The following is a 23273-nucleotide window of genomic DNA, read 5'->3' on the forward strand; positions in this document are numbered from 1 at the left end:
AACATCCGCGTTCCACGGTCGCACGGGGGCCGTGCACTATGTTCGTTCCGTGACCGGCACGGTGGGATGGGCAGGACGCGGAGTCCTCTACCGCGCGTACCAGCGGCGTATCCGGCGGCAGATCGAGGGGGCCGCCAAGCCGAAGCACGTCGCGATGATCGTGGACGGCAACCGGCGATGGGCGAAGCAGCTCGGCCTCGAGTCGGCGGCCCACGGACACCGGGCCGGCGCGGCGAAGATCCCCGAGTTCCTGGACTGGTGCGACGACCTCGGCGTCGAGGTCGTGACGCTCTACCTGCTCTCCTCGGACAACCTCACCGGCCGCGGCGGCGAGGAGCTCGAGCAGCTCGTCGACATCATCGCCGACCTCGCGGGCACGCTCGCCGACCACCGCGACTGGCGCGTGCAGCACGTCGGTGCGAACGAGGGGCTGCCGGACGCGCTCGTGTCCGCACTCGAACGGGCCGAGGAGCGCACGGCGTCGCACACCGGCCTGCACGTGAACCTCGCGGTCGGGTACGGCGGACGCCGGGAGATCGCGGACGCCATGCGCAGCATCGTCCGCGCCCACGGCGAGGGCGGCGGCACGCTCGACACCCTGGCCGAGGTCCTCACGCCGGAGCTCATCGGCGACCACCTCTACACGCAGGGTCAGCCGGACCCGGACCTCGTGATCCGGACCTCGGGGGAGCAGCGGTTGTCGGACTTCATGCTGTGGCAGAGCGCGCACAGCGAGTTCTACTTCGTCGAGGCGTTCTACCCCGACCTGCGCGAGGTCGACTTCCTGCGCGCGGTCCGCGACTTCGGGCTCCGGTCGCGGCGCTTCGGGGGCTAGCGGCCGCTGCGCGCAACGGCCTGCATTGGCCTGCTGCAGGACCATCCCAGTACACTCACAGGGTTCTGGTCCCGTGGAAGGTTGTCCCTGTGAACATCGACGAGTACGCCGCCGGCTTCGCCGAGGAGCCCGGCTACCTCGACCATGCCGCGTTCGGTCCCGTGCAGACGGCGGTGCTCGAGGAGCAGCGCGTCCTCGGCACCATCCAGGAGCGGATGCGCTTCGGCGCGATGGAGACCCTCGACGAGCAGGACCCCCGCGTCCGCACGGTCGCCGCGCGGCTCGTCGGTCGCCGCGAGGACCAGGTCGTCTCGCAGACCGCGACCACCCCGGGCCTGCTCCACACCGCGTTCGGCCTGACCGGCGGCGTGCTGGTGTCCGCCGACGAGTTCCCGTCGCTGCCGCTGGCCCTCGCCAGCGCCGCCTCGGCGACCGGCGGCCGCGTGCAGCCCGTCGTCATCGAGTCCGGTGCCGGGTGGATGACGCCGGAGCTCATCGCGTCCCGCCTGACCGACGAGGTCACCGCCGTCGCCGTGTCGCTCGTCGACTGGCACACCGGGTACCGCACCGACCTCGCCGCCGTGCGCGAGGTCATCGGCGACCGTCTGCTCATCGTCGACGCGATCCAGGGGTTCGGCGTGGTCGACGCCCCCTACGAGGTGGCCGACGTCGTCGCCACCGGCGGTCAGAAGTGGCTGCACGCCGGCTGGGGCACGGGGTTCGTCGCGTTCAGCGACCGCGCGCTCAACCGTCTCCGCCCGGCACTGTCCGGCCCGCACGGCACGACCGGCTGGCCGACCGAGGTGCCGTCGGTGAAGCCCGGAGCCGCGGGCTACCAGATGACCCGCACCGACCCGGTCGCCCAGGCGCGCCTCGCGGTGTCGCTCGACCGTCTCACCGCCGTGGGCGTCGCCGCCGTCGAGGAGCGGACCGCCGAGCGGGTCGAGCGCGTGTTCGACATCGCCGACGAGTTCGGGCTCGAGGTGGAGTCCAGCCGCGACCCCTCCGAGCGCGCGGGCATCGTCGTGCTCCGGCCGCCGCAGGGGCGCCTGACGGCGCTGTCCGCCGCGTTCCACAACCACGGGGTGACGGTGACGACGCGGCTCGGGGTCGCCCGCGTGTCCGTCTTCGCGTCGACGACGAACGAGACGCTCGACATGCTGCGGGACGCCTGCCTCTCCTACGCCACCATGCAGTAGCGGTCGCGCTCCCGCGGGCTCGCGGTCGAGCCCTCGCGGTGCAGACAGCGGGGCGATGCGGCGCGGGCCGTGGAGCCGGGGCGGTGCGGACGGGAGGCGCGGTGCGGGCCCGCCCCGCGCCTCCCGTCCGCCGCGGCGCGCGTTCACGCGACCGTAACCTGCGGAACCGCGTGTCGCGGTGCGGCTGTCGGAGGCCGGTCGTAGCTTGGCCGCATCGGGCACAGTGCCCGGTCGAGGCGGCCACAGTCGGTGCTTCGGGACCGCTCCACGGCCGCGTTCGAGGACAGTGACCGGGCCGAGCGCGGCCCGGGGATGGAGTGGTCGTGACCTCTCAGAACGTCTCTCGCGAACCCGCCCAGCGGCCCACCGCGGACTCGTCCACATCGGTCGCCCAGCGCACGTACGTGCTCGACACCTCGGTGCTCCTCAGCGATCCGCGGGCACTGTTCCGCTTCGCCGAGCACGCGGTGGTCCTGCCCGTCGTCGTCGTCAGCGAGCTGGAGTCCAAGCGCAACGACCCGGAGATCGGGTACTTCGCGCGGCAGGCGCTCCGACTGCTCGACGACCTGCGGATCGAACACGAACGACTCGACTTCCCGATCGCGCTCGAGGACGGCGGCTCGTTCCGCGTCGAGCTGAACCACTCCAACCAGTCCGTGCTGCCCTCGGGGCTGCAGCTCGGCGACAACGACTCCCGGATCCTGGCCGTCGCGTCGAACCTGGCGAACGACGGGCTCGACGTCGTCGTGGTGTCCAAGGACCTCCCGCTGCGCGTCAAGGCGTCCTCGATCGGCATGGCGGCCGAGGAGTACCGGGCCGAGCTCGCGGTCGACTCCGGCTACACGGGCATCGCCGAGCTGCAGGTCTCCGGCGAACAGATGAGCGACCTCTACGAGCGCGAGGAGATCCGCTCGTCCCGACTGGAGGGCGTGCCGGTCAACACCGGCGTCGTCATCCACTCGGAGCGCGGGTCAGCGCTCGGCCGCGTGCACGAGGCCGGTGCGGTGTCCCTGGTGCGTGGCGACCGCGAGGTCTTCGGCCTCCGCGGCCGGTCCGCCGAGCAGCGACTCGCGATCGACGCTCTGCTCGACCCCGAGATCGGCATCGTCTCACTCGGCGGCAGCGCCGGCACGGGCAAGTCCGCGCTCGCGCTCTGCGCCGGGCTCGAGGCCGTGCTCGAACGGCAGCAGCACAAGAAGATCATGGTGTTCCGACCTCTCTACGCGGTCGGCGGGCAGGAGCTCGGCTACCTGCCGGGCGACGCCAACGAGAAGATGAACCCGTGGGCGCAGGCGGTGTTCGACACCCTCGGCGCGCTGGTGTCGGACAACGTGCTCGAGGAGGTCGTCGAACGCGGCATGCTCGAGGTCCTGCCGCTGACGCACATCCGCGGGCGGTCCCTGCACGACGCGTTCGTGATCGTGGACGAGGCGCAGTCCCTCGAGCGCAACGTCCTGCTCACCATGCTGTCGCGCATCGGGCAGAACTCCCGCGTGGTGCTCACGCACGACGTCGCCCAGCGCGACAACCTGCGGGTCGGTCGGCACGACGGGGTCGCGAGCGTGATCGAGCGGCTCAAGGGGCACCCGCTGTTCGCGCACGTGACGCTGACCCGGTCGGAGCGGTCCGCGATCGCGGCGCTCGTGACCGAGATGCTCGACTCGCCCGACCTGGGGTAGGTGGCGCGGCGGCCGTGGCGCGGCGCGGCGCGGCGCGGCACGGCGCGGCGCGGTCTTTCGCGCTGAGCGACAGTTCACGCCGCGTGGAGCGCGTGAACTGTCGCTCAGCGCGTGGAGACGGTCACTGAAGAGACGGGAGGCGCGGTGCCAGCTGGCACCGCGCCTCCCGTCCGTCAGCGGACGCGACCGTCAGTTCGGGTGCGTCATGCTCAGCACGTCGAGCGCGCTGTCGAGCTGCTCCTCGGTGACCTCGCCGCGCTCCACGTGACCGAGGGCGATGACGGCCTCGCGCACGGTGACGCCCTCGGCGACGGCGAACTTCGCGACCTTGGCGGCGGCCTCGTAGCCGATCACCCGGTTGAGCGGCGTCACGATGGACGGCGACGACTCGGCGAACGCGCGGGCACGGTCGAGGTCCGCCTCGAGCCCGTCGACGGTCTTGTCGGCGAGCACGCGCGAGCTGTTCGCGAGGAGCCGGATCGACTCGAGCAGCGCCGTCCCCATCACCGGGATCGCGACGTTGAGCTCGAACGCACCGGACGCACCGGCCCAGGTGACCGTCGCGTCGTTGCCGATGACGCGCGCCGCGACCATGAGGGTGGCCTCGGGGATGACCGGGTTCACCTTGCCGGGCATGATCGACGAGCCGGGCTGCAGGTCCGGGATGTGCAGTTCGCCGAGGCCCGTGTTCGGCCCCGAGCCCATCCAGCGCAGGTCGTTGTTGATCTTCGTCAGGCTGACGGCGACGACCTTGAGCGCACCCGATGCCTCGACGAGGGCGTCGCGGGCACCCTGCGCCTCGAAGTGGTCGAGCGCCTCGGTGATCGGCAGACCGGTGTCCTCCGCCAGGCGCGCGATGACCTGCTGCGGGAAGCCCTTGGGCGTGTTGATCCCGGTGCCGACCGCGGTGCCGCCGAGCGGGACCTCGGCGACACGGGGCAGGGTGGCCCGGACACGCTCGACCCCGAGCCGGATCTGACGGGCGTAGCCGCCGAACTCCTGGCCGAGCGTGACCGGGGTGGCGTCCATGAGGTGCGTGCGACCGGACTTCACGGCGTCGGCCCAGAGCGTCGCCTTCGCCTCGAGCGACTCGGCGAGGTGCTCGAGCGCGGGCACCAGCGAGCGGACGAGGGCCTCGGTGACCGCGACGTGCACCGAGGTCGGGAAGACGTCGTTCGAGGACTGCGAGGCGTTGACGTGGTCGTTCGGGTGCACGTCGGTGCCGGCGATGCGGGTCGCGAGCGTCGCGAGGACCTCGTTCATGTTCATGTTCGACGAGGTGCCGCTGCCGGTCTGGTAGACGTCGACCGGGAACTGGTCGTGGTGTGCGCCCCCGATGATCTCGTCCGCCGCACGGGCGATCGCGTCCGACAGGGCCGGGTCGACGATGCCGAGCTCGCCGTTGACGAGCGCCGCCGCACGCTTGATCCGCGCGAGGGCCACGATCTGCGCCGGCTCCAGGCCGCTCCCCGAGATCGGGAAGTTCTCCACCGCACGCTGGGTCTGCGCGCGGTAGAGCGCGTTGCGCGGCACCCGGACCTCGCCCATCGTGTCGTGTTCGATCCGGAAGTCGGGGTCGTCGGTGGTGGGGGAGGCGGTGGTGTCGGTCACGTCGTCGTGGTCCTTCCTGGGTGGCGGCCACGCGGTCGCGTCGGCCGTGGTGTCCCGTCGTGCCGGAGCGGTCGACTCCGACGGCGGGCTGGTCGCCCCGGCTGGTGTCCGGGGCGCTCGTCGTCGGGGCCGGTCAGGCCTCGCCGACGACGGTGTCGATGGAGACCTCGCCGGTGGTGAGGTCGTAGGTCGCCCCGACGACGGCCAATCTACCCTCGGCGATCGCGTCGGACACGGCGCCGGACCGTTCGATGACCTGGCGGAGCGTCGCCTCGAGGTGGGCGGCGCCGACGGCCTCCTGCGGGACCTCGGCGTCGACGGTGCGGACCCGCTCGACGCTCGGGGCGATGGCGTCGACGAGCGCCTGGAGGTGCGGCGCCGGGACGGGTTCGCCGGACCGGGCGGCCGCGACGGCGCCGCACCGGGTGTGCCGCAGGACGACCACGAGCGGGGTGCCGAGCGCGACGACCGCGAACTCGATCGACCCGAGCACGACGTCGTCGACGATCTGGCCGGCGTTGCGGATCGCGAAGAGGTCGCCGATGCCGGCGTCGAAGACGTGCTCGAACGGCACGCGGGAGTCGGAGCAGCCCAGCACGGTCGCGAACGGCGACTGCGACCCCGTGAGCTCACCGCGGCGGTCCGGATCGATCCGGCCCGTGCGGCGCTTGTCGGCGGCGAAGCGTGCGTTGCCCTCGACGAGCAGGCGCAGGGCGTCGGACGGGGTGGAGGCGGCGCGGTCGGGCATGGGGCTCCTCGGGCGGGTGACGGGTCGGGGTGGGGGAAGGGGTTCTAGGCGGTGAACTGCTTCGCGACGGCGGTCGCCACGGTCCGGAAGGACGAGTCGTCGGCGGTGCCGGAGAGCACGACGGTGTTCTCGCCGAAGGTCGTCACGAGGGAGTACGCGTGGTTGCCGGCGTCCTTGCCCTCGTCGCGACGGTCGTACACGGTCCACTTCGTGCCGTCGATGGTGCGGTCACCGGTCGCGGGCTTCTGGTCGAGTTGGGCGGACACCCACGAGTCGTTCGCCCGGATGCCCTGCTGCAGACCGATGTACTGGCGGTCCGGCGTGACGAGGCCGACCGTCCAGACCCGGACGCCGTCAGCGGTCTTGTCCTGGAAGTCCGCACGGTTGGCGCTGAAGCCCGCCGGCAGGTCGGGGGCGGCGAGCGTGACGCCGGGGACGTCGGCCTTCTCGGCGATCTGCTGGTAGTCGACGGTGCGGTCGACCGACTGGTCGGGCCGGACGACGACGGCCACGAGGAGCAGCACGATGCCGAGCGACGCGAGGAGCGCGATGACGAGGTTGAACGCCGTCTGGTGCTGCCGGCGGGCCGTGCGGGCGGCGTCCTTGCGCGCCCAGGTCTCCTCTGCCGTCTCGGGGCGACCGAGCTCGGCGACGATCGGGCGGCCGTCGGCGTCGGTCACCGTCCCGCTCCGTCCTGGTCAGCGGAGTCGGACGCGGCACGCGCGGCGTCGAGCCGGGCGCGGGCCCCGACGAGCCACTCCTCGCACCGGGCCGCGAGGGCCTCGCCGCGCTCCCAGAGGGCGAGCGAGCGCTCGAGCGTCGCCGACCCCTGCTCGAGCTCGCCGACGACGCGGACGAGCTCGTCGCGCGCCGCCTCGTAGCTCAGCGTCTGCACGTCGGACGACACGGGTTCCTGCTGGGATGACACACCCCGATCCTACCGAGCACCCTGTGACGCGGCGCACCGCACGGAGCAGCTGTGGAGAGCGAGCTCGGCTGCGCCGCGCTGCGCTGCGCCGCGCAGCGTCCGCGGGCACCACCGCGTCCGCGCCGCGCGCGCCACCGCATCGGGCCCGCGCCCGCGTCAGGCGCCGGAACCGTCCGGCCCCGGGCCGTCCGGCTCGAGCGTGCCGGTCGCGGTGCCGGTGCCGAGCGTCACGTGCACCGCCGTGGGGCCGGTCAGGTCGTCCGAGCCGCGCACGACACCGCCGTCGGCAGCCTGCACGATCGCGTACCCGCGGCGCAGGGTGTCCCGCGGCGACAGCGCCCGGAGCCGTGCGGTCAGGTGGCCGACCTCGGCGTGCGACCGTTCGAGCCGGCGGTCGAGCAGTTCGCGGGCGCGGGAGAGGTCTCGCGCCACCTCCTCTGCCCGGGTGTCGACGAGCCAGGCCGTCGAGGCGAGCGCCGGACGCGAGCGGAGGGCGGCCAGCCGGTCGGCCTCGACCGAGAGCGTGTGCGACAGCCGGAGACCGAGCCGGGCCCGAGCCTGCCGGACGTTGGCGAGCTCCTCGGCCACGTCGGGCACGACCCGCTTCGCCGCGTCGGTCGGGGTGGAGGCGCGGAGGTCGGCGACCTCGTCGAGGATGGGCCGGTCGGCCTCGTGCCCGATGGCCGAGACGATCGGGGTCGACGCCGCGGCCGCCGCCCGGACGAGCCCTTCGTCGCTGAAGCCGAGCAGGTTCTGGAAGTCGCCGCCGCCGCGCGCGACGATGATGACGTCGACGGTCGGGTCGGCGTCGAGCTCGAGGATCGCCGCCGTGACCTCGGCCACCGTGCGGTCGCCCTGCACCGCGGTGTGCACGGTCCGGAACTCGACCTGCGGCCACCGCAGCTGCGCGTTCCGCTTGACGTCCTTCTCGGCGTCGGAGTCCTTGCCGGTGATCAGGCCGAGGCGGTGCGGGAGGAACGGCAGACGCCGCTTGCGGGCCGGGTCGAAGAGCCCTTCCTCGGCCAGGGTCCGGCGGAGACGTTCGAGCCGTTCGAGCAGGTCACCGAGCCCGACGTGCTTCATCTCGACGACCTGCATGGTCAGCGAGCCGCCCTTGACCCAGTAGTTCGGCTTGACGGCGGCGACGACCCGGGCGCCCTGCTTCAGGTCGGCCGGCACCCGGGAGCGCACGCTCGACCAGATCGAGAACGACACGGTCGCATCGACCTCGACGTCCTTGAGCTTGCCGTAGACGTTGCCGCCGGCGACGTTCCACTGCGTGATCTCGCCCTCGACCCAGGCGGTGCCGAGGCGGTCGATCCAGTCACGCAGCTTGGCGCCGAGCAGCGCGACGGGCCACGGGTTGTCGGCCGTCGGCGGGCCCTGTTCGATCGCCATGCCCCCATGCTGCCGCATCCCGGCGACACCCAGGCCACGCGCGCGACCGCCACCTATCATCAGGGGCGTGACGATCACCAACGGCCGCACGGTCCCGCTCGCCCCGCCGCGGGTGCATGCAGCGCGCGGTCGACTGCGGGACGAGCCGGTCGCCGGCACCAAGAAGGTCCTCCTCGCCGCCCCCCGTGGCTACTGCGCCGGGGTCGACCGCGCGGTCGTCGCCGTCGAGAAGGCGCTCGAGCAGTACGGCGAGCCCGTCTACGTCCGCAAGCAGATCGTCCACAACGTGCACGTCGTGTCCACGCTCGAGCAGCGCGGCGCGGTCTTCGTCGACGACGTGACCGAGGTGCCGCGCGGCGCCCACGTCGTGTTCAGCGCCCACGGTGTCTCGCCTGCGGTCGTCGCCGGTGCCGCGGAGCGCGACCTGCACGCCATCGACGCGACCTGCCCGCTCGTCACGAAGGTCCACCGCGAGGCCACCCGCTTCGCGAAGGCGGAGCGCACGATCATCCTCATCGGGCACGCCGGCCACGAGGAGGTCGAGGGCACGATGGGGCACGCCCCCGAACGCACGATCCTGGTCAACGGCCCCGCGGACGTCGCCGCGCTCGAGGTCCCCGACCCGGACAACCTCGTCTGGCTGTCGCAGACGACGCTGAGCGTCGACGAGACGATGGAGACGGTCCGACTGCTCCGCGAGAAGTTCCCGTCGATCGAGAACCCGCCGTCGGACGACATCTGCTACGCGACCCAGAACCGCCAGGTCGCGGTCAAGAAGGTCGCCCCCTCAGCTGACCTCGTGATCGTGGTCGGCTCGGCGAACTCCTCGAACAGCGTCCGACTCGTCGAGGTCGCCCTCGAGCACGGTGCCGCCGCGGCGCACCGGGTCGACTACGCCGAGGAGATCCGGCAGGAGTGGCTCGAGGGCGTCCGGACCGTCGGTGTCACGAGCGGCGCATCCGTGCCCGAGGAGCTCGTCGCCGAGGTCCTCGAACAGCTCGCGGACGCCGGGTACGGCACGGTGGAAGAGGTCGTCACGGCGCACGAGGACCTCATGTTCTCGCTGCCGAAGGAACTCCGCACGGACGCGTCGGGCAACCCGACGCGCGCCCTCGGCGGGCGTCGCCGGTGAGTGACGGCACGAGGGTGCGGTCGGACGACTGGTCGTCGGTGCCGGCTCACGACCCGGCTCGCGGGACGCAGGACACGGCCGGTCTGGAGGCGCGGCACACCGCCGACACGTCGGCCGCCGCGCACGTGGACGGTCGCGTCCACGGCCGACCTGCTCCGCAGTACGGCGAGTACGCCCCGGAGGGCTGGGTGAACCCCGTGCTCGTGGAGCAGGAGCGTCGGGAGCGGGCGGAGCGCGCACACGAGTCCGACCGCCCGGTCGTCGGCCGCCCGGTCGCGAGCCGGACGTCCCCCGAGCGCGCAGGAGCCGACCCCGAGGCGGGCCCGAAGCCGGTCGCCAGTCGCTACGGTGCCTCGCCGCTCGACTTCATCGTCACGGTGGCGCTCCTCGTCACCGGCCTCACCTCGACGATCCAGACGCTGCAGGTCGGGACCACGGCCTCGTCGGTCCGCCGGTTGCTCGAAGGTCAGGGCTTCACGCTCGGTGACCCCGCGGCGCTGTCGACAGCGGTGGTCGTGGTGGCGCTCGTCGACCTGGTCCTCTTCGTGGTCGTCGTGTGGTGGTCCGTCGTCCGGCTCCGGGCACGACGCTGGACGTTCTGGGTGCCGCTCGTCGGCGGTGTCCTCACGTCGGTGCTCAGCGCGCTCGTGCTCTTCACCGCCGCGTTCTCGGGGTAGGTCCTCCGGGCGCGAGCGCCACCCGCATCCGGTCGAGGGCCGCGTCGAGGTGCTCGGTCAGGGGCGTGTCCGCCGGGTCGGCGAACCACGACCGGAGCGCCGTCTGGATCCACGTCACGGTGATGCCCGCGATCGTCTCCGCGACCAGTGGGTCCTCGCCCCGGGCGACGAAACCGGCCTCGACCGCGGCGTGCAGATCGGCCTGCTTCCGCAGGTCCCGTTCACGCAGGGCCGGCTCGGCCTCGATCACCCGTCGGGCCGCGCGCATCTCGGTGCGCTGCGGTTCGAACCGTTCGGCGGCGAGGGTCCGCAGCCCCTCGGCCACGAGGGTCATCGGCGGGATGCCGGCCGGCGCCTCCGCGAGCATCCGGGCAGCGAGGGCGGGGATCTCGTCGTCACCGAAGAACACCTCGCGCTTGTCGCTGAAGTGCCGGAAGAAGGTCCGTCGGGTGACCCCGGCGCGCTCGACGATGTCCGGCACCGTCGTCGCGTGGAAGCCGCGCTCGGCGAAGAGTTCCAATGCGGCCGAGCGCAGTCGCTGTCGGGTGTCCGGGGCCCATCTCGCCATGCCGACAGCCTAGTGATGACACAGGGTGTCGCGTCGGAGTACGATGACGACACCAGGTGTCATCAGTCGACGAAAGGCCCGCCGTGCCCGACAACTCCGCAGCCGTCCTCCGCGAACCCCGGGGGTCGCTCGTCGTCGACCGGGTACCGGTCCCCGAGCCCGCTGCCGACGAGGTGGTCGTGCGCGTCCGGGCCGTCGCCGTCAACCCGGTGGACTGGGTGATCCAGGGGACCGGGCCGGTGACCTACCGATGGCTCCGCACGCCCGCGGTGCTCGGCTCCGACGTCGCCGGCGAGGTCGTCGGCGTGGGGACCGACGTCACGCGGTTCCGCGTCGGCGACCGCGTCGTCGGCCTCGCGACCGGTACCGACCGCGGGCGTGACGCGATGCACGAGGGCGCGTTCCAGGAGCACACCGCGCTGCTCGAACGCCTCACCGCACCGATCCCCGACACCGTCACCGACGAGCAAGCCGCCGTGCTGCCGCTCGGGGCCTCGACCGCCGCGTGTGCGCTGTTCCAGCCGAAGCACCTCGGACTCCCGCTGCCCGGTGCCGCGGATGCCCCGGCGGAGCGGTCCGGCGTCGTCGTGGTGTGGGGCGGCTCGACGAGCGTCGGCATGAACGCCGTGCAGCTCGCTCGCGCCGCCGGCTACACGGTGGTGAGCACCGCCTCGCCCCGGAACGCCGACACCGTCCGGTCGCTCGGCGCCGAGGTGGTCGTGGACCACGGGTCGCCCACGGCGGTGGACGAGCTCGTCGCCGCCGTCGCCGGACGACCGGTCGTCGGTGCCGTCGCCCTCGGCACGACCTCAACGGCGGCGTGCATCGAGGTGCTGCGGCGCACCGGGGGCACGGTGCTGGCGATGGCGAGCACGCCCGTCTCGCTCGACGGGATCGCCGGCCGCCGTCGGCTCTTCCCGGCCATGCTGCCGGTGTTCACCCGCCTCGGGCTCACCACGGTGGGGCTCACGCTCCGGGCGCGGCGTGCCGGCATCCGGGCCGCGTTCGTGTGGGGGAGCAGCCTCCGCGACGACGACATGGGCCCGGAACTCTGGGGACGCGTCCTGCCCGAGGGTCTCGCTGACGGCACGATCCGACCGATGCCGGAGCCGCTCGTCGTCGGGCACGGGCTCGGCGCGGTGCAGGGCGCGATCGACCGGCAGCGCGCGGGGGTCTCCGCGCGCAAGGTGGTCGTGACGCTCTGACCGCCGGGTGCCCGGCGCGAGTCAGCCCGCCAGGAAGGCGGCGACCGCGCCGTGCAGCGCCGCCAGGTCGTCCACGTGCACGAGCTCACGGACCGAGTGCATCGACAGCAGGCCGACGCCGATGTCGATCGTCGGGATGCCGAGCCGGGTCGCCGCGATCGGGCCGATGGTCGAGCCGCCGGGGATCGTGTTGACGTTGACGAACGGCTGCCACGCGACCCCGGCGGCGTTGCACGCGGCCGCCCAGACGGCCTCGCCCTTCGCCTCGGTCATGTAGCGCTGGTTCGCGCTGATCTTCAGGAGGGGTCCACCACCCGGACGCGGGCGGTTGGTCGGGTCGTGCTTCTCCGGCTGGTTCGGGTGCACGAGGTGCCCCGCGTCGCTGGACAGCAGCCAGGAGGCACGGAACGCCCGCGCGGCCTCGGAGCGGGTGGCACCGAGGCCCTCCTGCACGCGGCCGAGGACGTCCTCGAGGAACGGACCGCCCGCGCCCGACGGCGTCGAGGAACCGATCTCCTCGTGGTCGAACGCGGCGAACACCGGCACGTGGTCGCCGTCGGCCGGGGCGTCGATGATCCCGCGGAGTCCGGCGTGCACGCTCGTCAGGTTGTCCATGCGGCCGGATGCAAGGAAAGCGCCGTCGATGCCGATGCGTGCCGGCGCCTGCGTGTCGGCGAGGAAGAGGTCCCACGACACCGCCTCGCCGACCCGGCCGCGCAGCCAGCCGAGGACGTCGGTGCCGCCGAAGCCCGCGTCGATGCCGACCACGGGCAGGGTGTGGCGCTGCCGGTCGATCTCCTTGCCGTCGTTCACCCCGCGGTCGAGGTGGATCGCGAGGTTCGGGATCCGGGCGACCGCGTCGGTGGCGATGAGTCGGACCGTTCCGTCGGCGTCGACCACGCGGCCGGCGATCCGGAGGTCGCGGTCGAACCACGTCGACAGGAGCGCTCCGCCGTAGACCTCGACGTTGAGCTGCTCCCAGCCGCCGACCCGCACGGCAGGGTTCGGCTTGATGCGGAACCCGGGGGAGTCGGTGTGTGCGCCGAGGATCCGGAACGGCGTGGTCGCAGTCGCCCCCTCGGGCAGACGCCAGGCGATGACCGCCCCGTCGCGCACGACGACGTACGCGCCGGCCTCGGTGGGCCAGGCGTCGAGCTCCGACAGCTCGGTGAACCCCGCCGCGACGAGCTGGTCCCGCGCCACCGCGGCCGCGTGGAACGCGGTGGGGGACTCGGTGACGTACTGGGCGAAGGCGGAGGCGATTGCGTCGGTGGTCACGCGTCCATCGTGTCACGGGCCGTGGCGGTGACCGGACGCAGAACGGGGCGCGTCCGTCGGACGCGCCCCGTTCCTCCAGGCTGTTCCTGCTGGTCAGCCCTTGGTGTTGCCGGCCGAGCCGAGGACCTTCGCGGCCTCGCCGACGCGCGCCGCCATGGCGGTCTCGGCGACCTTGCCCCAGGCGCGCGGGTCGTACTGCTTCTTGTTGCCGACCTCGCCGTCGATCTTCAGCACGCCGTCGTAGTTCCGGAACATCGAGTCGGCGATCGAGCGCGTGAACGCGTACTGCGTGTCCGTGTCGATGTTCATCTTGATGACGCCGTTGCGGACCGCCTCGTGGATCTCGTCGTCGGTCGAGCCCGAGCCGCCGTGGAAGACGAGGTCGAGCGGGTTCTCGCCGGTGCCGTGCTTCTGCGCGACCGAGGCCTGGATCTCGCCGAGGAGCTCCGGACGCAGCTTGACGTTGCCCGGCTTGTAGACGCCGTGCACGTTGCCGAACGTCAGCGCGGCGATCCAGCGGCCCTGGTCCCCGAGGCCGAGCGCGTCGACGACCTTCTCGACGTCGTTCGGGGTCGTGTACAGCGCGTCGTTCGTGCCCTCGTGCTGGACGCCGTCCTCCTCGCCGCCGACGACGCCGATCTCGACCTCGAGGATCGCGTTGATGTTGCGCGTCTTCTCGATCATCGTGCGGGCGATCTCGATGTTCTCGTCGAGCGGCACGGCCGAGCCGTCCCACATGTGCGACTGGAAGATCGGGTTACGGCCCTGGCGGACCTCCTCCTCGCTCGCGGCGATGAGGGGGAGGACGAAGCCGTCGAGGGCGTCCTTCGGGCAGTGGTCGGTGTGCAGCGCGACCGTGATGTCGTAGTTCTTCGCGACCTCGTGGGCGAAGCGCGCCATCGCGAGGGCACCGGCGGCACGGTTCTTCACGGTGTGGCCGGCGAAGTAGTCGGCGCCGCCGGTGGTCACCTGGAGGATGCCGTCCGAGCCGGCTTCCTGCAGGCCCTGGAGGACGGCGTTGATCGTCTGGGAGGAGGACACGTTCACCGCGGGGTAGGCGAACTTGCCGGCCTTCGCTCGTTCGAGCATCTCGGCGTACTGTTCCGGCGTTGCGATGGGCACTGCGATCTCCTTCGACGTGGTGGTTCCGACGCCGAGCCTAGTCAGGCGGACTGGACGGGTGACAGCTGCACGTCCGTGCATCCGGTGAGGCGGCTGGGTGCTCGCTCGGTAGGCTCGGGTCGTGACTCCCACGACTGAGACCGGTGCCCTGTTCCTCCAGCCCGACCGCAACCTCGCGCTCGAGCTCGTGCGTGCGACCGAGGCCGCCGCGATCCGTGCGCAGCCGTGGGTCGGCCGGGGCGAGAAGAACCTCGCCGACGGCGCCGCCGTCGATGCGATGCGGAAGTTCCTCGGCACGGTGAACTTCGACGGTGTGGTCGTCATCGGCGAGGGCGAGAAGGACAACGCCCCGATGCTCTACAACGGCGAGCACGTCGGCAACGGCCACGGCCCGGCCTGTGACATCGCGGTGGACCCGATCGACGGCACCTCGCTCACCGCTGCCGGCCGGCAGAACGCCATCTCCGTGATGGCCGTCTCCGACCGCGGCTCGATGTACGACCCGTCGGCCGTGTTCTACATGGACAAGATCGCCGCGGGGCCCGAGGGGCGCGGGGTCCTCGACCTCGAGAAGCCGATCGGCGAGAACATCCGCGCGCTCGCGAAGGCGAAGCACAAGGACATCGAGGACATGCAGATCGCAGTCCTCGACCGACCCCGCCACGACGAACTCATCCGCGCCATCCGCGCGACCGGTGCAGGCACCCGCCTGCTGCTCGACGGCGACGTCGCGGGCGGCATCTCGGCGGCGCTGCCCGGCTCGAAGATCGACATGTGCGTCGGTGTCGGCGGCACCCCCGAAGGCATCATCACCGCGTGCGCCATCAAGGCGCTCGGCGGTGTGATCCTCGGCAAGCTGCAGCCGAAGGACGACGAGGAGCGCGAGCGCGCGATCGCCGCCGGGCACGACCTCGACAAGGTCCTCGACCAGGACGACCTCGTCACCGGCGACAACACGTTCTTCGTCGCGACCGGTGTCACCGACGGTGTGCTCGTCGACGGTGTCCGCCGCTCGCGTGGCGTCATCCACACGGACTCGCTCGTGCTGCGGTCCCGCTCGAACACGATCCGTCGGATCCAGGCGGACCACCGCGCCGAGAAGTGGTTCTGATCCGCTGACCCGCCGGCGCCTCAGTCGTCGTCGAGGGCGCCGACGAGCTCGGGCGCGGTGAGCAGCCGCGGCTCGTCGTCGACCGCGGCCGGGTCGTCGAGCACCTTCGACTCGTCGAGCAGTGCCAGCCGTCGGGCACTCGGCAGCACCTGGCGCTCGAGCGACCCCACGAACCGGTTGTAGTCGACGACGGAACCGCGGATCGCCCGACCGAGCTTGTCGACGTGCCCGCCGAGGGTCGCGATCCGCCCGTACAGCTCACGCGACACGCGGAAGAGCTCACGCGCCTCGGCGGTGACGACGTCCTGCTGCCACGAGAACGCCACGGTCTTCAGCACCGACCAGAGCGTGACGGGGGAGGCGAGGGCGATGCGCTTGCGGAAGGCGTGGTCGAGCAGCCCGGGGTCCGCGGCGAGGGCGCTGGAGATGAGCGACTCGGAGGGGATGAAGGCGATGGTCAGCTCGGGGGAGGCGTCGTACCCGGACCAGTACTCGCGCGCGGCGAGTGCGTCGACGTGTGCGCGGAGCGCCTTGACGTGCTGCGCCACGAGCTGGTCGCGGCGCGCGCCCTCGGCTCCGGTCGCGCTCGCCGGGATCTCGGTCGCCTGCAGGTAGGCGCTGAACGGCACCTTGGCGTCGACCGCGATGGTCTTGCCGCCGGGCAGGTGCACGACCATGTCCGGGCGTGCCGCGCCGGCCGCGGTGGTGACGGAGGACTGCACGTCGAAGTCGACGCGTTCGAGCAGCCCGGCGGCCTCGACGACGTTCCGGAGCTGCGTCTCGCCCCAGACGCCGCGCGTGCTGTTCGACGACAGGGCACTCGCGAGGGTGTCGGCCGTTGCACGGAGGCGCTCCTCGGACTCGGCGGCCGACCGGAGCTGGGCGGACAGGGCGCCGTACTGCTCGCTGCGGGACTGCTCGAGCTCGGCGATCTTCGCGCGCATCGTGTCGAGCGTCTGCGCGACGGGGCTCAGTGCGGCGAGGACCTTCGACTCGTCCTGGTTCCGCGCGGTGTCGGCTCCGTGCATGCGCTGCACGAGGTGCTCGAGTTCGGCGCTGCGTCGCTCGAGGGAGTCGACCTGTCGTCGGTACTGCGCGTCCTGCGCGTCGAGGCGCTCCTCGGCGTCGGACCGCACCGAGTCGAGCTGTGCGCGCAGTGCCTCGGCGGTCGCGCGCGCCGCGGCGGCGTCCACGCCGGCGCGGGAGCGGGCGAGTGACCAGGCGACGACGGCGCCGACGGCGACGCCGAGGACGAGTCCGATGACCAGCGCGAGGATCTGCATGACGCAACCGTGGCAGTGCCCACCGACACCGCGCCTCCCGGCCGGCTGCGGGGGAGCGGTGAAACGCGTTCATGTCATGACATTCGGCCAAACGCGGTGTACAGTCGTGACCGTCCGCCGATGAAGCCGCACGGAAGGTCCACCGCGTCGCATGACCAACGAAGCTCCGCACGTCCATGACGTCATCACGATGGGCCGTGTCTCGGTCGACATCTACCCGCAGCAGACCGGTCCCCTCGAGGACGTCACCACCTTCTCGAAGTCGGTCGGCGGCAGCGCCACGAACGTCGCCATCGCCGCCGCCCGGCACGGAGCCGACGCCGCGGTGATCACCCGGACGGGCAACGACCCGTTCGGCCGCTACATCGCGCGGACCCTGCCCGAGTTCGGCGTGGCGAACGACTTCGTCGAGACGGTCGAGGGGCTGAACACTCCCGTCGCGTTCTGCGAGGTCTTCCCGCCGGACGACTTCCCGTTGTACTTCTACCGGGCACCGAAGGCGCCGGACCTGATGATCACGACGAAGTCCCTGCCGCTGCACGCGATCGAGCGGGCGCGGGTGTTCTGGACCACGGTGACCGGCCTGAGCGAAGAGCCGAGCCGGAGCGCCCACCATGCTGCGTCCGCAGCCCGCAGCGCGTCGACGAGCACCACGAAGGTGCACACCGTGCTCGACCTCGACTACCGCGCGGTGTTCTGGCCGAACGCGGCCGCCGCGACGCGCGAGGTCGCCGTCGCCCTCGAGCACGCGACCGTCGCCGTGGGCAACCGCGAGGAGTGCGAGGTCGCCGTGGGGGAGACCGACCCGGTGCGTGCCGCCGACGCCCTGCTCGAACGCGGCGTCGAGGTCGCGATCGTCAAGCAGGGACCGAAGGGCGTGCTCGCGAAGACCCGCGACGAGGTCGTCGAGTTCCGGCCGCACACCATCCAGGTCGTCAACGGCCTCGGGTCGGGTGACGGCTTCGGCGGGGCGCTCGTGCACGGTCTGCTGCAGGGCTGGAGCCTCGACCGCACGCTGGCGTTCGCCAACGCCGCCGGCGCCATCGTCGCCACGCGGTTCGAGTGCTCCACCGCCATGCCGACGAGCGAGGAGATCGAGCGGTTCCTGCAGGACAACCCGGTGCAGGCCACCACGGAGGAGGACGTCGATGCCTGAGATCAGCTCCGCCGACTTCGCCCGGCTGCGCGACGTCCGCGCCGGGTCCCCGGAACGGGTCGCCGAGGTGCTCCGTGCCCGCACCCGTCGCCCGCTCCTCGCCGACGACGGGAAGGTCTTCATCGTCGCCGCCGACCACCCCGCACGCGGCGCGCTCGCGGTCGGTGCCGACCGATCGGCGATGGCCGATCGCTACGACCTGCTCGAACGACTCGTCGTGGCGCTCGGACGGCCGGGCGTCGACGGGGTCCTGGGGACTCCGGACGTCCTCGAGGACCTCGCGCTCCTCGGCGCCCTCGACGGCAAGGTCGTGGTCGGCTCGATGAACCGCGGCGGCCTGCGGGGCGCGTCCTTCGAGTTCGACGACCGGTACACGGCCTACTCCGCGCAGGCGATCGCGGACGCCGGTCTCGACGTCGCGAAGCTCCTCGTCCGGGTCGCGCTGCAGGACCCGGGCACCGCCGCAACGCTCGAGGCGACCGCGAAGGCCGTCACCGAGGCAGCGGCCCTCCGTCTGCCGATCATGCTCGAGCCGTTCATGTCCTCGTGGCGGGACGGCGCGGTGGTCAACGACCTCAGCACCGACGCCGTGATCACCTCGATGGCGATCGCCGCGGGTCTCGGCGCATCGAGCGCCTACAGCTGGTTGAAGATCCCGGTCGTCGCCGAGATGGAGCGCGTGATGGCCGCGACCACGCTGCCGACGCTGCTGCTCGGCGGTGACCCCTCCGGCAGCCCGGACGAGACGTACGCCACCTGGGCAGACGCACTCGCCCTGCCGGGCGTCCGCGGACTCGTCGTCGGCCGCACCCTCCTCTACCCGCAGGACGGGGACGTCGCCTCCGCGGTGGACGTCGCGTCCTCCCTCGTCCACAGCCGGGAGGCACGGGGCGCGTCCTCCACATCGGCTCGCGATCCGCTCGCATCGCCGCGCACGTCCGTCACCCTGGACACGTCCGTTCCGGAAGGAAGCAACGCATGACCACCACCGACTCGACGAACACCGAGCCGTCCGGCACCGAGCAGTCTGGCTCCGGGCAGGCACAGCCCACGGTCGGGCACTGGATCGACGGCGAGCACGTCCCCTCGACCTCCGGCCGGACCGCCCCCGTGTACGACCCGGCGCTCGGCGTCGTGACGAAGCAGGTCGCCCTCGCCGACGAGTCGGAGATCCAGCGCGCGATCGCGAGCGCCAAGGCCGCGTTCCCCGCGTGGGCCGACCTGTCGCTCGCCAAGCGCCAGCAGATCCTCTTCGCCTTCCGCGAGGTCCTGAACCGCGACAAGGCCGAGCTCGCCGAGATCATCACCAGTGAGCACGGCAAGGTCATCGACGACGCGCTCGGCGAGATCGCCCGCGGGCAGGAGGTCGTGGAGCTCGCCACGAGCATCCCGTCGCTCATGAAGGGCGAGTTCTCCGACCAGGTGTCGACCGGCATCGACGTGTACTCGATCCGGCAGCCACTCGGTGTGGTCGGCATCATCTCGCCGTTCAACTTCCCGGCGATGGTGCCGCTGTGGTTCCTGCCGATCGCGATCGCCGCGGGCAACACCGTCGTGCTGAAGCCGAGCGAGAAAGACCCGTCCGCGGCGATCTGGCTGGCGCGGAAGTTCCAGGAGGCCGGACTGCCCGACGGCGTCTTCACGGTGCTCAACGGCGACAAGCTGTCGGTGGACGGCCTGCTGACCAGCCCGGACGTCGAGTCGATCTCGTTCGTCGGGTCGACCCCGATCGCGCATTACGTCTACGAGACCGGCACGAAGCACGGCAAGCGCGTGCAGGCCCTCGGCGGCGCGAAGAACCACATGCTCGTGCTGCCGGACGCCGACCTCGACCTCGTCGCGGACAACGCGATCAACGCGGGCTTCGGCTCCGCCGGTGAGCGCTGCATGGCGATCTCGGTCGTCGTCGCGGTCGAGCCGGTCGCCGACGAGCTCATCGCGAAGATCACCGAACGCGCGGCGACGCTGCGCATCGGTGACGGACGCCGCGGCTGCGACATGGGACCGCTCGTCACGCGCGAGCACCGCGACAAGGTCGCCTCGTACATCGAGGTCGCCGAGCAGGACGGCGCGGAGGTCGTCGTGGACGGCCGCACGGTCCAGCCGGACGGCGACGAGAACGGCTTCTGGCTCGGTCCGACGCTGATCGACAAGGTGCCGACCACCAGCCGGGTCTACACCGAGGAGATCTTCGGCCCGGTGCTGTCGGTCGTCCGCGTGCAGTCCTACGAAGCGGGCCTCGAGCTCATCAACAGCGGGGCGTTCGGCAACGGCACCGCGATCTTCACGAACGACGGCGGAGCCGCCCGCCGCTTCCAGCGCGACGTGCAGGTCGGCATGATCGGCATCAACGTCCCGATCCCGGTGCCCGTGGCGTACTACTCGTTCGGCGGGTGGAAGAACTCGCTGTTCGGCGACCACAAGGCGTACGGCGCCGACGGCGTGAGTTTCTTCACGCGGCAGAAGGCGATCACCTCGCGCTGGCTCGATCCGTCGCACGGCGGCATCAACCTCGGCTTCCCCTCGAACGGCTGACGAGCGCATGAACGACGACACCTGGTTCATGCCGGCGGGGAGCCGACCGGAGGACGGTTGGACCGACGTCGTGGACGACCGCGTGCCGGGGTGGACGCACACCGGCCTGCGGACCGGCACCCTGTCCGACGGGGGCGAGTTGCACCTGGCGAGTGCCGCGGTGGAGCGCATCGTCGTGCCGCTCGCGGGGTCGTTCTCGGTCGAGTACGACGGACCCGCCGGCACCGGCACCCAGCGGCTCGAGGGTCGCGCGAGCGTCTTCGACGGTCCGACCGACGTCCTGTACCTCGGGTCCGGGTCGGCGGCGACGGTCACCGGCAGCGGCCGCTTCGCCGTCGCCGAGGTCCCGACCGACCAGGTCCGGCCGACGACGTACCTCGCCCGGCAGGACGTGCCCGTCGAACTCCGCGGTGCCGGGCAGTCCAGCCGGCAGGTGCACAACTTCGGCACCCCGGCGGCACTCGACGCGGCGAAGGCGATCGTGTGCGAGGTCATCACGCCGGCCGGCAACTGGTCGTCGTACCCGCCGCACAAGCACGACACCCACCGCGACGGAGCGGAGTCGGACCTCGAGGAGATCTACTACTACGAGGCCGACGTCGCCCGCGGCGTGGACGCCCCGGCATCCGCCGAACCGTTCGCGCTGCACCGCACGTACGCCTCCGACGACCGCCCGATCGACGAGTTCCGGCAGGTCCGGACGGGCGACATCGCCCTCGTGCCGTACGGCTGGCACGGCCCCGCCGTGGCCGCGCCCGGCTACGACATGTACTACCTCAACGTGATGGCCGGGCCCGACCCGGAGCGCGTCTGGAACATCACCGACGACCCGGCACACGGCTGGGTCCGCCAGGTGTGGGAGTCGGAGACGATCGACCCGCGCCTGCCCTACGGGAAGGACTCCGACCGATGAACGAGACCCGCCGGATGACCGTCGGCCAGGCACTCGTCGAGTTCCTGGCGAACCAGTGGACCGTCGACGGCGACGTCCGCGAGCGCACCATCCCGGGGATCTTCGGCATCTTCGGGCACGGCAACGTCGCCGGCATCGGTCAGGCGATCAAACAGCTCCACGTCGAGCAGCCCGGACTGCTGCCGTACCACCAGGCGCGCAACGAGCAGGCGATGGTGCACGAGGCCGTCGGCTTCGCGCGGATGCACCGCCGTCGCGCGACCTACGCGGCCGCAGCCTCGGTCGGGCCCGGCGCCGCGAACATGCTCACCGGCGCCGCGCTCGCCACGACGAACCGGCTGCCCGTGCTGCTGCTGCCCTCGGACACGTTCGCCACGCGCACGACCGACCCGGTGCTGCAGCAGATCGAAATGCCGCACGACACGTCCCTGCAGGTGACGGACGCCTTCCGTCCCCTGTCCCGGTTCTTCGACCGTGTCGAGCGCCCCGAACAGCTGTTCTCGATCGCGCTCGCCGCCATCCGGGTGCTCACCGACCCGGCCGAGACCGGCGCGGTGACGATCGCGCTGCCGGAGGACGTGCAGGCCGAGGCGCTCGACGTCCCCGTCGCGTTCCTGCAGCCCCGCGAGTGGCACGTCCGCCGGCCCCTGCCCGAGCACGGGCCGCTGTCGCGTGCCGTCGCGGCGATCCGCGCGGCGCAGCGTCCGGTGATCGTGGCCGGCGGGGGCGTCCTGTACGCCGACGCTGCCGACGAGCTCCGCACCTTCGTCGAGTCCACCGGCATCCCGGTTGGCACCTCGCAGGCGGGCGGCGGGTCACTGGTCTGGGACCACCCGCAGTACCTCGGCGGGATCGGCGCGACCGGCACCGCCGCAGCGAACGCGATCGCCGCGCAGGCCGACCTCGTGATCGGCATCGGGACGCGGTACAGCGACTTCACGACCGCGTCGCGCACGGCCTTCCAGAACCCGGACGTCACGTTCGTCAACGTCAACGTCGCCTCCTTCGACGCCTACAAGCACGGCTCGCAGCTGCCCGTCGTCGCGGACGCCCGGGAGGCCCTGGTCGCGCTCACCGAGCAGCTCGCCTCGTTCTCGGTGCCTGCCGGGTACGCGGCCGAGATCGCCGACCGCAAGCGCGAGTGGGACGCGGCCGTCGACAGCGCGTTCGCGCCGTCCGGCAGCGCCCTGCCCGGCCAGCCGGAGATCATCGGCGCGGTGCAGGCGGCCTCCGACCCGCGTGACGTCGTGATCCAGGCGGCGGGCTCGCTGCCCGGCGACCTGCACAAGCTCTGGCGCGTGCGGGACGAGCTCGGCTACCACGTCGAGTACGCCTTCTCGTGCATGGGCTACGAGATCGCCGGTGGGATCGGTGTCCGGCGCGGCGCCCCCGACCGCGACGCGATCGTCATGGTGGGGGACGGCTCCTACCTCATGCTGCACACGGAGCTCGTCACCGCGGTGGCCGAGGGCATCAAGATCATCGTCGTCCTCATCCAGAACCACGGTTACGCGTCGATCGGGCACCTCTCCGAGACCGTCGGCTCGGAGCGCTACGGCACCCGGTACCGCTACCTCGACGAGACCCGGTCGTTCGACGACGGCGATCCGTTGCCCGTCGACCTCGCGGCGAACGCGCGCTCGTACGGCGTCGACGTCATCGAGGTGCAGCCCGGTCCGGACGCGATCGCGGACCTGCAGGCCGCGGTGCGCCAGGCCAAGGCGAACGACCACACCACGCTCGTGCACATCAACTCCGACCCGCTGGTCTACGCGCCCGACGGCGACGGCTGGTGGGACGTCCCGGTCGCCCAGACCTCGACGCTCGAGAGCACGCAGACCGCCCGGACCCACTACGAGCAGCAGGTCGCCGCCCAGCGCCCACTGCTCGGCTGA

The 23273-nt window shown here is 72.1% G+C and carries 21 protein-coding genes; 12 read left to right on the forward strand and 9 right to left on the reverse strand.

Annotation, left to right across the window (positions count from 1 at the left end; all coding sequences use genetic code 11):
• The first annotated feature begins 49 nt into the window (after window positions 1–49).
• From ACY3FI_RS03870 to phoH2, 3 genes are all read left to right on the forward strand, one after another.
• Window positions 50–835: an isoprenyl transferase gene (locus tag ACY3FI_RS03870; protein ID WP_462549433.1), complete on the forward strand. Its 786-nt coding sequence runs from the start codon at window positions 50–52 to the stop codon at window positions 833–835.
• Window positions 836–924: 89 nt separating this feature from the next.
• Entirely contained in the window at window positions 925–2034 is a 1110-nt protein-coding gene (locus ACY3FI_RS03875; RefSeq protein WP_462549434.1) for an aminotransferase class V-fold PLP-dependent enzyme, read from the forward strand.
• A gap of 317 nt (window positions 2035–2351) precedes the next feature.
• A complete protein-coding gene (gene phoH2 / locus ACY3FI_RS03880; protein ID WP_462549435.1) occupies window positions 2352–3713 on the forward strand; it encodes an RNA 5'-3' helicase PhoH2 in 1362 nt (453 codons plus the stop codon).
• 189 nt (window positions 3714–3902) lie between these two features.
• Here the strand turns inward: phoH2 and ACY3FI_RS03885 are convergent, their stop codons facing one another.
• The 5 genes from ACY3FI_RS03885 to xseA all read right to left on the reverse strand — a co-directional run bounded on the left by ACY3FI_RS03885 (window position 3903) and on the right by xseA (window position 8398).
• A complete protein-coding gene (locus ACY3FI_RS03885) occupies window positions 3903–5324 on the reverse strand; it encodes a class II fumarate hydratase (RefSeq protein WP_462549436.1) in 1422 nt (473 codons plus the stop codon).
• Window positions 5325–5457: 133 nt separating this feature from the next.
• The gene (locus ACY3FI_RS03890) at window positions 5458–6072 is read right to left on the reverse strand and encodes a carbonic anhydrase (RefSeq protein ID WP_462549437.1); all 615 of its coding nucleotides are present in this window, start codon (window positions 6070–6072) and stop codon (window positions 5458–5460) included.
• A gap of 44 nt (window positions 6073–6116) precedes the next feature.
• On the reverse strand, window positions 6117–6752 hold the full coding sequence (locus ACY3FI_RS03895) for a DUF4245 domain-containing protein (protein ID WP_462549438.1): 636 nt from the start codon (window positions 6750–6752) through the stop codon (window positions 6117–6119).
• Window positions 6749–7000 carry an exodeoxyribonuclease VII small subunit gene (locus ACY3FI_RS03900; protein WP_462549439.1) on the reverse strand — a complete coding sequence of 84 codons (252 nt, stop codon included), beginning with the start codon at window positions 6998–7000 and terminating at the stop codon, window positions 6749–6751. The genes ACY3FI_RS03895 and ACY3FI_RS03900 overlap by 4 nt, the downstream gene beginning before the upstream one ends.
• A gap of 156 nt (window positions 7001–7156) precedes the next feature.
• Window positions 7157–8398, reverse strand: coding sequence for an exodeoxyribonuclease VII large subunit (gene xseA, locus ACY3FI_RS03905; RefSeq protein ID WP_462549440.1), 1242 nt, complete (start codon window positions 8396–8398; stop codon window positions 7157–7159).
• A 67-nt stretch (window positions 8399–8465) separates the two neighbouring features.
• Here xseA and ACY3FI_RS03910 point away from each other — a divergent pair, with 67 nt between their 5' ends.
• Both ACY3FI_RS03910 and ACY3FI_RS03915 read left to right on the forward strand, forming a co-directional pair.
• Complete coding sequence (locus ACY3FI_RS03910; protein WP_462549441.1) at window positions 8466–9530, forward strand: 4-hydroxy-3-methylbut-2-enyl diphosphate reductase; 1065 nt, start codon at window positions 8466–8468, stop codon at window positions 9528–9530.
• A complete protein-coding gene (locus tag ACY3FI_RS03915) occupies window positions 9527–10207 on the forward strand; it encodes a DUF6264 family protein (protein WP_462549442.1) in 681 nt (226 codons plus the stop codon). The genes ACY3FI_RS03910 and ACY3FI_RS03915 overlap by 4 nt, the downstream gene beginning before the upstream one ends.
• On the opposite strand, the gene ACY3FI_RS03920 is transcribed toward ACY3FI_RS03915, so the two are convergent.
• Window positions 10185–10775 carry a TetR family transcriptional regulator gene (locus tag ACY3FI_RS03920; protein WP_462549443.1) on the reverse strand — a complete coding sequence of 197 codons (591 nt, stop codon included), beginning with the start codon at window positions 10773–10775 and terminating at the stop codon, window positions 10185–10187. The genes ACY3FI_RS03915 and ACY3FI_RS03920 overlap by 23 nt on opposite strands.
• Before the next feature lie 83 nt (window positions 10776–10858).
• Here ACY3FI_RS03920 and ACY3FI_RS03925 point away from each other — a divergent pair, with 83 nt between their 5' ends.
• Entirely contained in the window at window positions 10859–11980 is a 1122-nt protein-coding gene (locus ACY3FI_RS03925; RefSeq protein WP_462549444.1) for a zinc-binding alcohol dehydrogenase family protein, read from the forward strand.
• A 21-nt stretch (window positions 11981–12001) separates the two neighbouring features.
• Here the strand turns inward: ACY3FI_RS03925 and ACY3FI_RS03930 are convergent, their stop codons facing one another.
• Both ACY3FI_RS03930 and fbaA read right to left on the reverse strand, forming a co-directional pair.
• Entirely contained in the window at window positions 12002–13258 is a 1257-nt protein-coding gene (locus ACY3FI_RS03930; RefSeq protein ID WP_462549445.1) for a M18 family aminopeptidase, read from the reverse strand.
• Window positions 13259–13351: 93 nt separating this feature from the next.
• Window positions 13352–14380, reverse strand: coding sequence for a class II fructose-bisphosphate aldolase (gene fbaA, locus ACY3FI_RS03935; protein ID WP_462549446.1), 1029 nt, complete (start codon window positions 14378–14380; stop codon window positions 13352–13354).
• 121 nt (window positions 14381–14501) lie between these two features.
• Here fbaA and glpX point away from each other — a divergent pair, with 121 nt between their 5' ends.
• Window positions 14502–15491: a class II fructose-bisphosphatase gene (gene glpX, locus ACY3FI_RS03940; protein ID WP_462549447.1), complete on the forward strand. Its 990-nt coding sequence runs from the start codon at window positions 14502–14504 to the stop codon at window positions 15489–15491.
• 20 nt (window positions 15492–15511) lie between these two features.
• On the opposite strand, the gene ACY3FI_RS03945 is transcribed toward glpX, so the two are convergent.
• Window positions 15512–16774 carry a DNA recombination protein RmuC gene (locus ACY3FI_RS03945; protein WP_462549448.1) on the reverse strand — a complete coding sequence of 421 codons (1263 nt, stop codon included), beginning with the start codon at window positions 16772–16774 and terminating at the stop codon, window positions 15512–15514.
• Between the two features lie 151 nt (window positions 16775–16925).
• Between ACY3FI_RS03945 and iolC the strand changes: the two genes are divergently transcribed.
• From iolC to iolD, 5 genes are read left to right on the forward strand one after another with little or no spacing between them, the layout of a single operon-like run.
• The gene (gene iolC, locus ACY3FI_RS03950) at window positions 16926–17930 is read left to right on the forward strand and encodes a 5-dehydro-2-deoxygluconokinase (protein ID WP_462549449.1); all 1005 of its coding nucleotides are present in this window, start codon (window positions 16926–16928) and stop codon (window positions 17928–17930) included.
• The gene (locus tag ACY3FI_RS03955; protein ID WP_462549450.1) at window positions 17923–18912 is read left to right on the forward strand and encodes a class I fructose-bisphosphate aldolase; all 990 of its coding nucleotides are present in this window, start codon (window positions 17923–17925) and stop codon (window positions 18910–18912) included. The genes iolC and ACY3FI_RS03955 overlap by 8 nt, the downstream gene beginning before the upstream one ends.
• The gene (locus tag ACY3FI_RS03960) at window positions 18909–20465 is read left to right on the forward strand and encodes a CoA-acylating methylmalonate-semialdehyde dehydrogenase (RefSeq protein WP_462549451.1); all 1557 of its coding nucleotides are present in this window, start codon (window positions 18909–18911) and stop codon (window positions 20463–20465) included. Before ACY3FI_RS03955 ends, ACY3FI_RS03960 begins: the two co-directional genes overlap by 4 nt.
• Window positions 20466–20472: 7 nt before the next feature.
• The gene (gene iolB / locus ACY3FI_RS03965; RefSeq protein ID WP_462549452.1) at window positions 20473–21378 is read left to right on the forward strand and encodes a 5-deoxy-glucuronate isomerase; all 906 of its coding nucleotides are present in this window, start codon (window positions 20473–20475) and stop codon (window positions 21376–21378) included.
• Entirely contained in the window at window positions 21375–23273 is a 1899-nt protein-coding gene (gene iolD, locus ACY3FI_RS03970) for a 3D-(3,5/4)-trihydroxycyclohexane-1,2-dione acylhydrolase (decyclizing) (protein WP_462549453.1), read from the forward strand. Before iolB ends, iolD begins: the two co-directional genes overlap by 4 nt.

It is taken from the genome of Curtobacterium sp. RM9, assembly GCF_054956955.1.

Excerpts from the sequence above, each read along its gene's own strand:
- ACY3FI_RS03960 (WP_462549451.1), top strand. The coding sequence starts at position 18,909 with ATGACCACCACCGACTCGACGAACACCGAGCCGTCCGGCACCGAGCAG.
- ACY3FI_RS03955 (WP_462549450.1), top strand. The coding sequence starts at position 17,923 with ATGCCTGAGATCAGCTCCGCCGACTTCGCCCGGCTGCGCGACGTCCGC.
- xseA (WP_462549440.1), bottom strand. The coding sequence starts at position 8,398 with ATGGCGATCGAACAGGGCCCGCCGACGGCCGACAACCCGTGGCCCGTC.
- ACY3FI_RS03920 (WP_462549443.1), bottom strand. The coding sequence starts at position 10,775 with ATGGCGAGATGGGCCCCGGACACCCGACAGCGACTGCGCTCGGCCGCA.
- iolC (WP_462549449.1), top strand. The coding sequence starts at position 16,926 with ATGACCAACGAAGCTCCGCACGTCCATGACGTCATCACGATGGGCCGT.
- ACY3FI_RS03890 (WP_462549437.1), bottom strand. The coding sequence starts at position 6,072 with ATGCCCGACCGCGCCGCCTCCACCCCGTCCGACGCCCTGCGCCTGCTC.
- iolB (WP_462549452.1), top strand. The coding sequence starts at position 20,473 with ATGAACGACGACACCTGGTTCATGCCGGCGGGGAGCCGACCGGAGGAC.
- ACY3FI_RS03945 (WP_462549448.1), bottom strand. The coding sequence starts at position 16,774 with ATGCAGATCCTCGCGCTGGTCATCGGACTCGTCCTCGGCGTCGCCGTC.
- iolD (WP_462549453.1), top strand. The coding sequence starts at position 21,375 with ATGAACGAGACCCGCCGGATGACCGTCGGCCAGGCACTCGTCGAGTTC.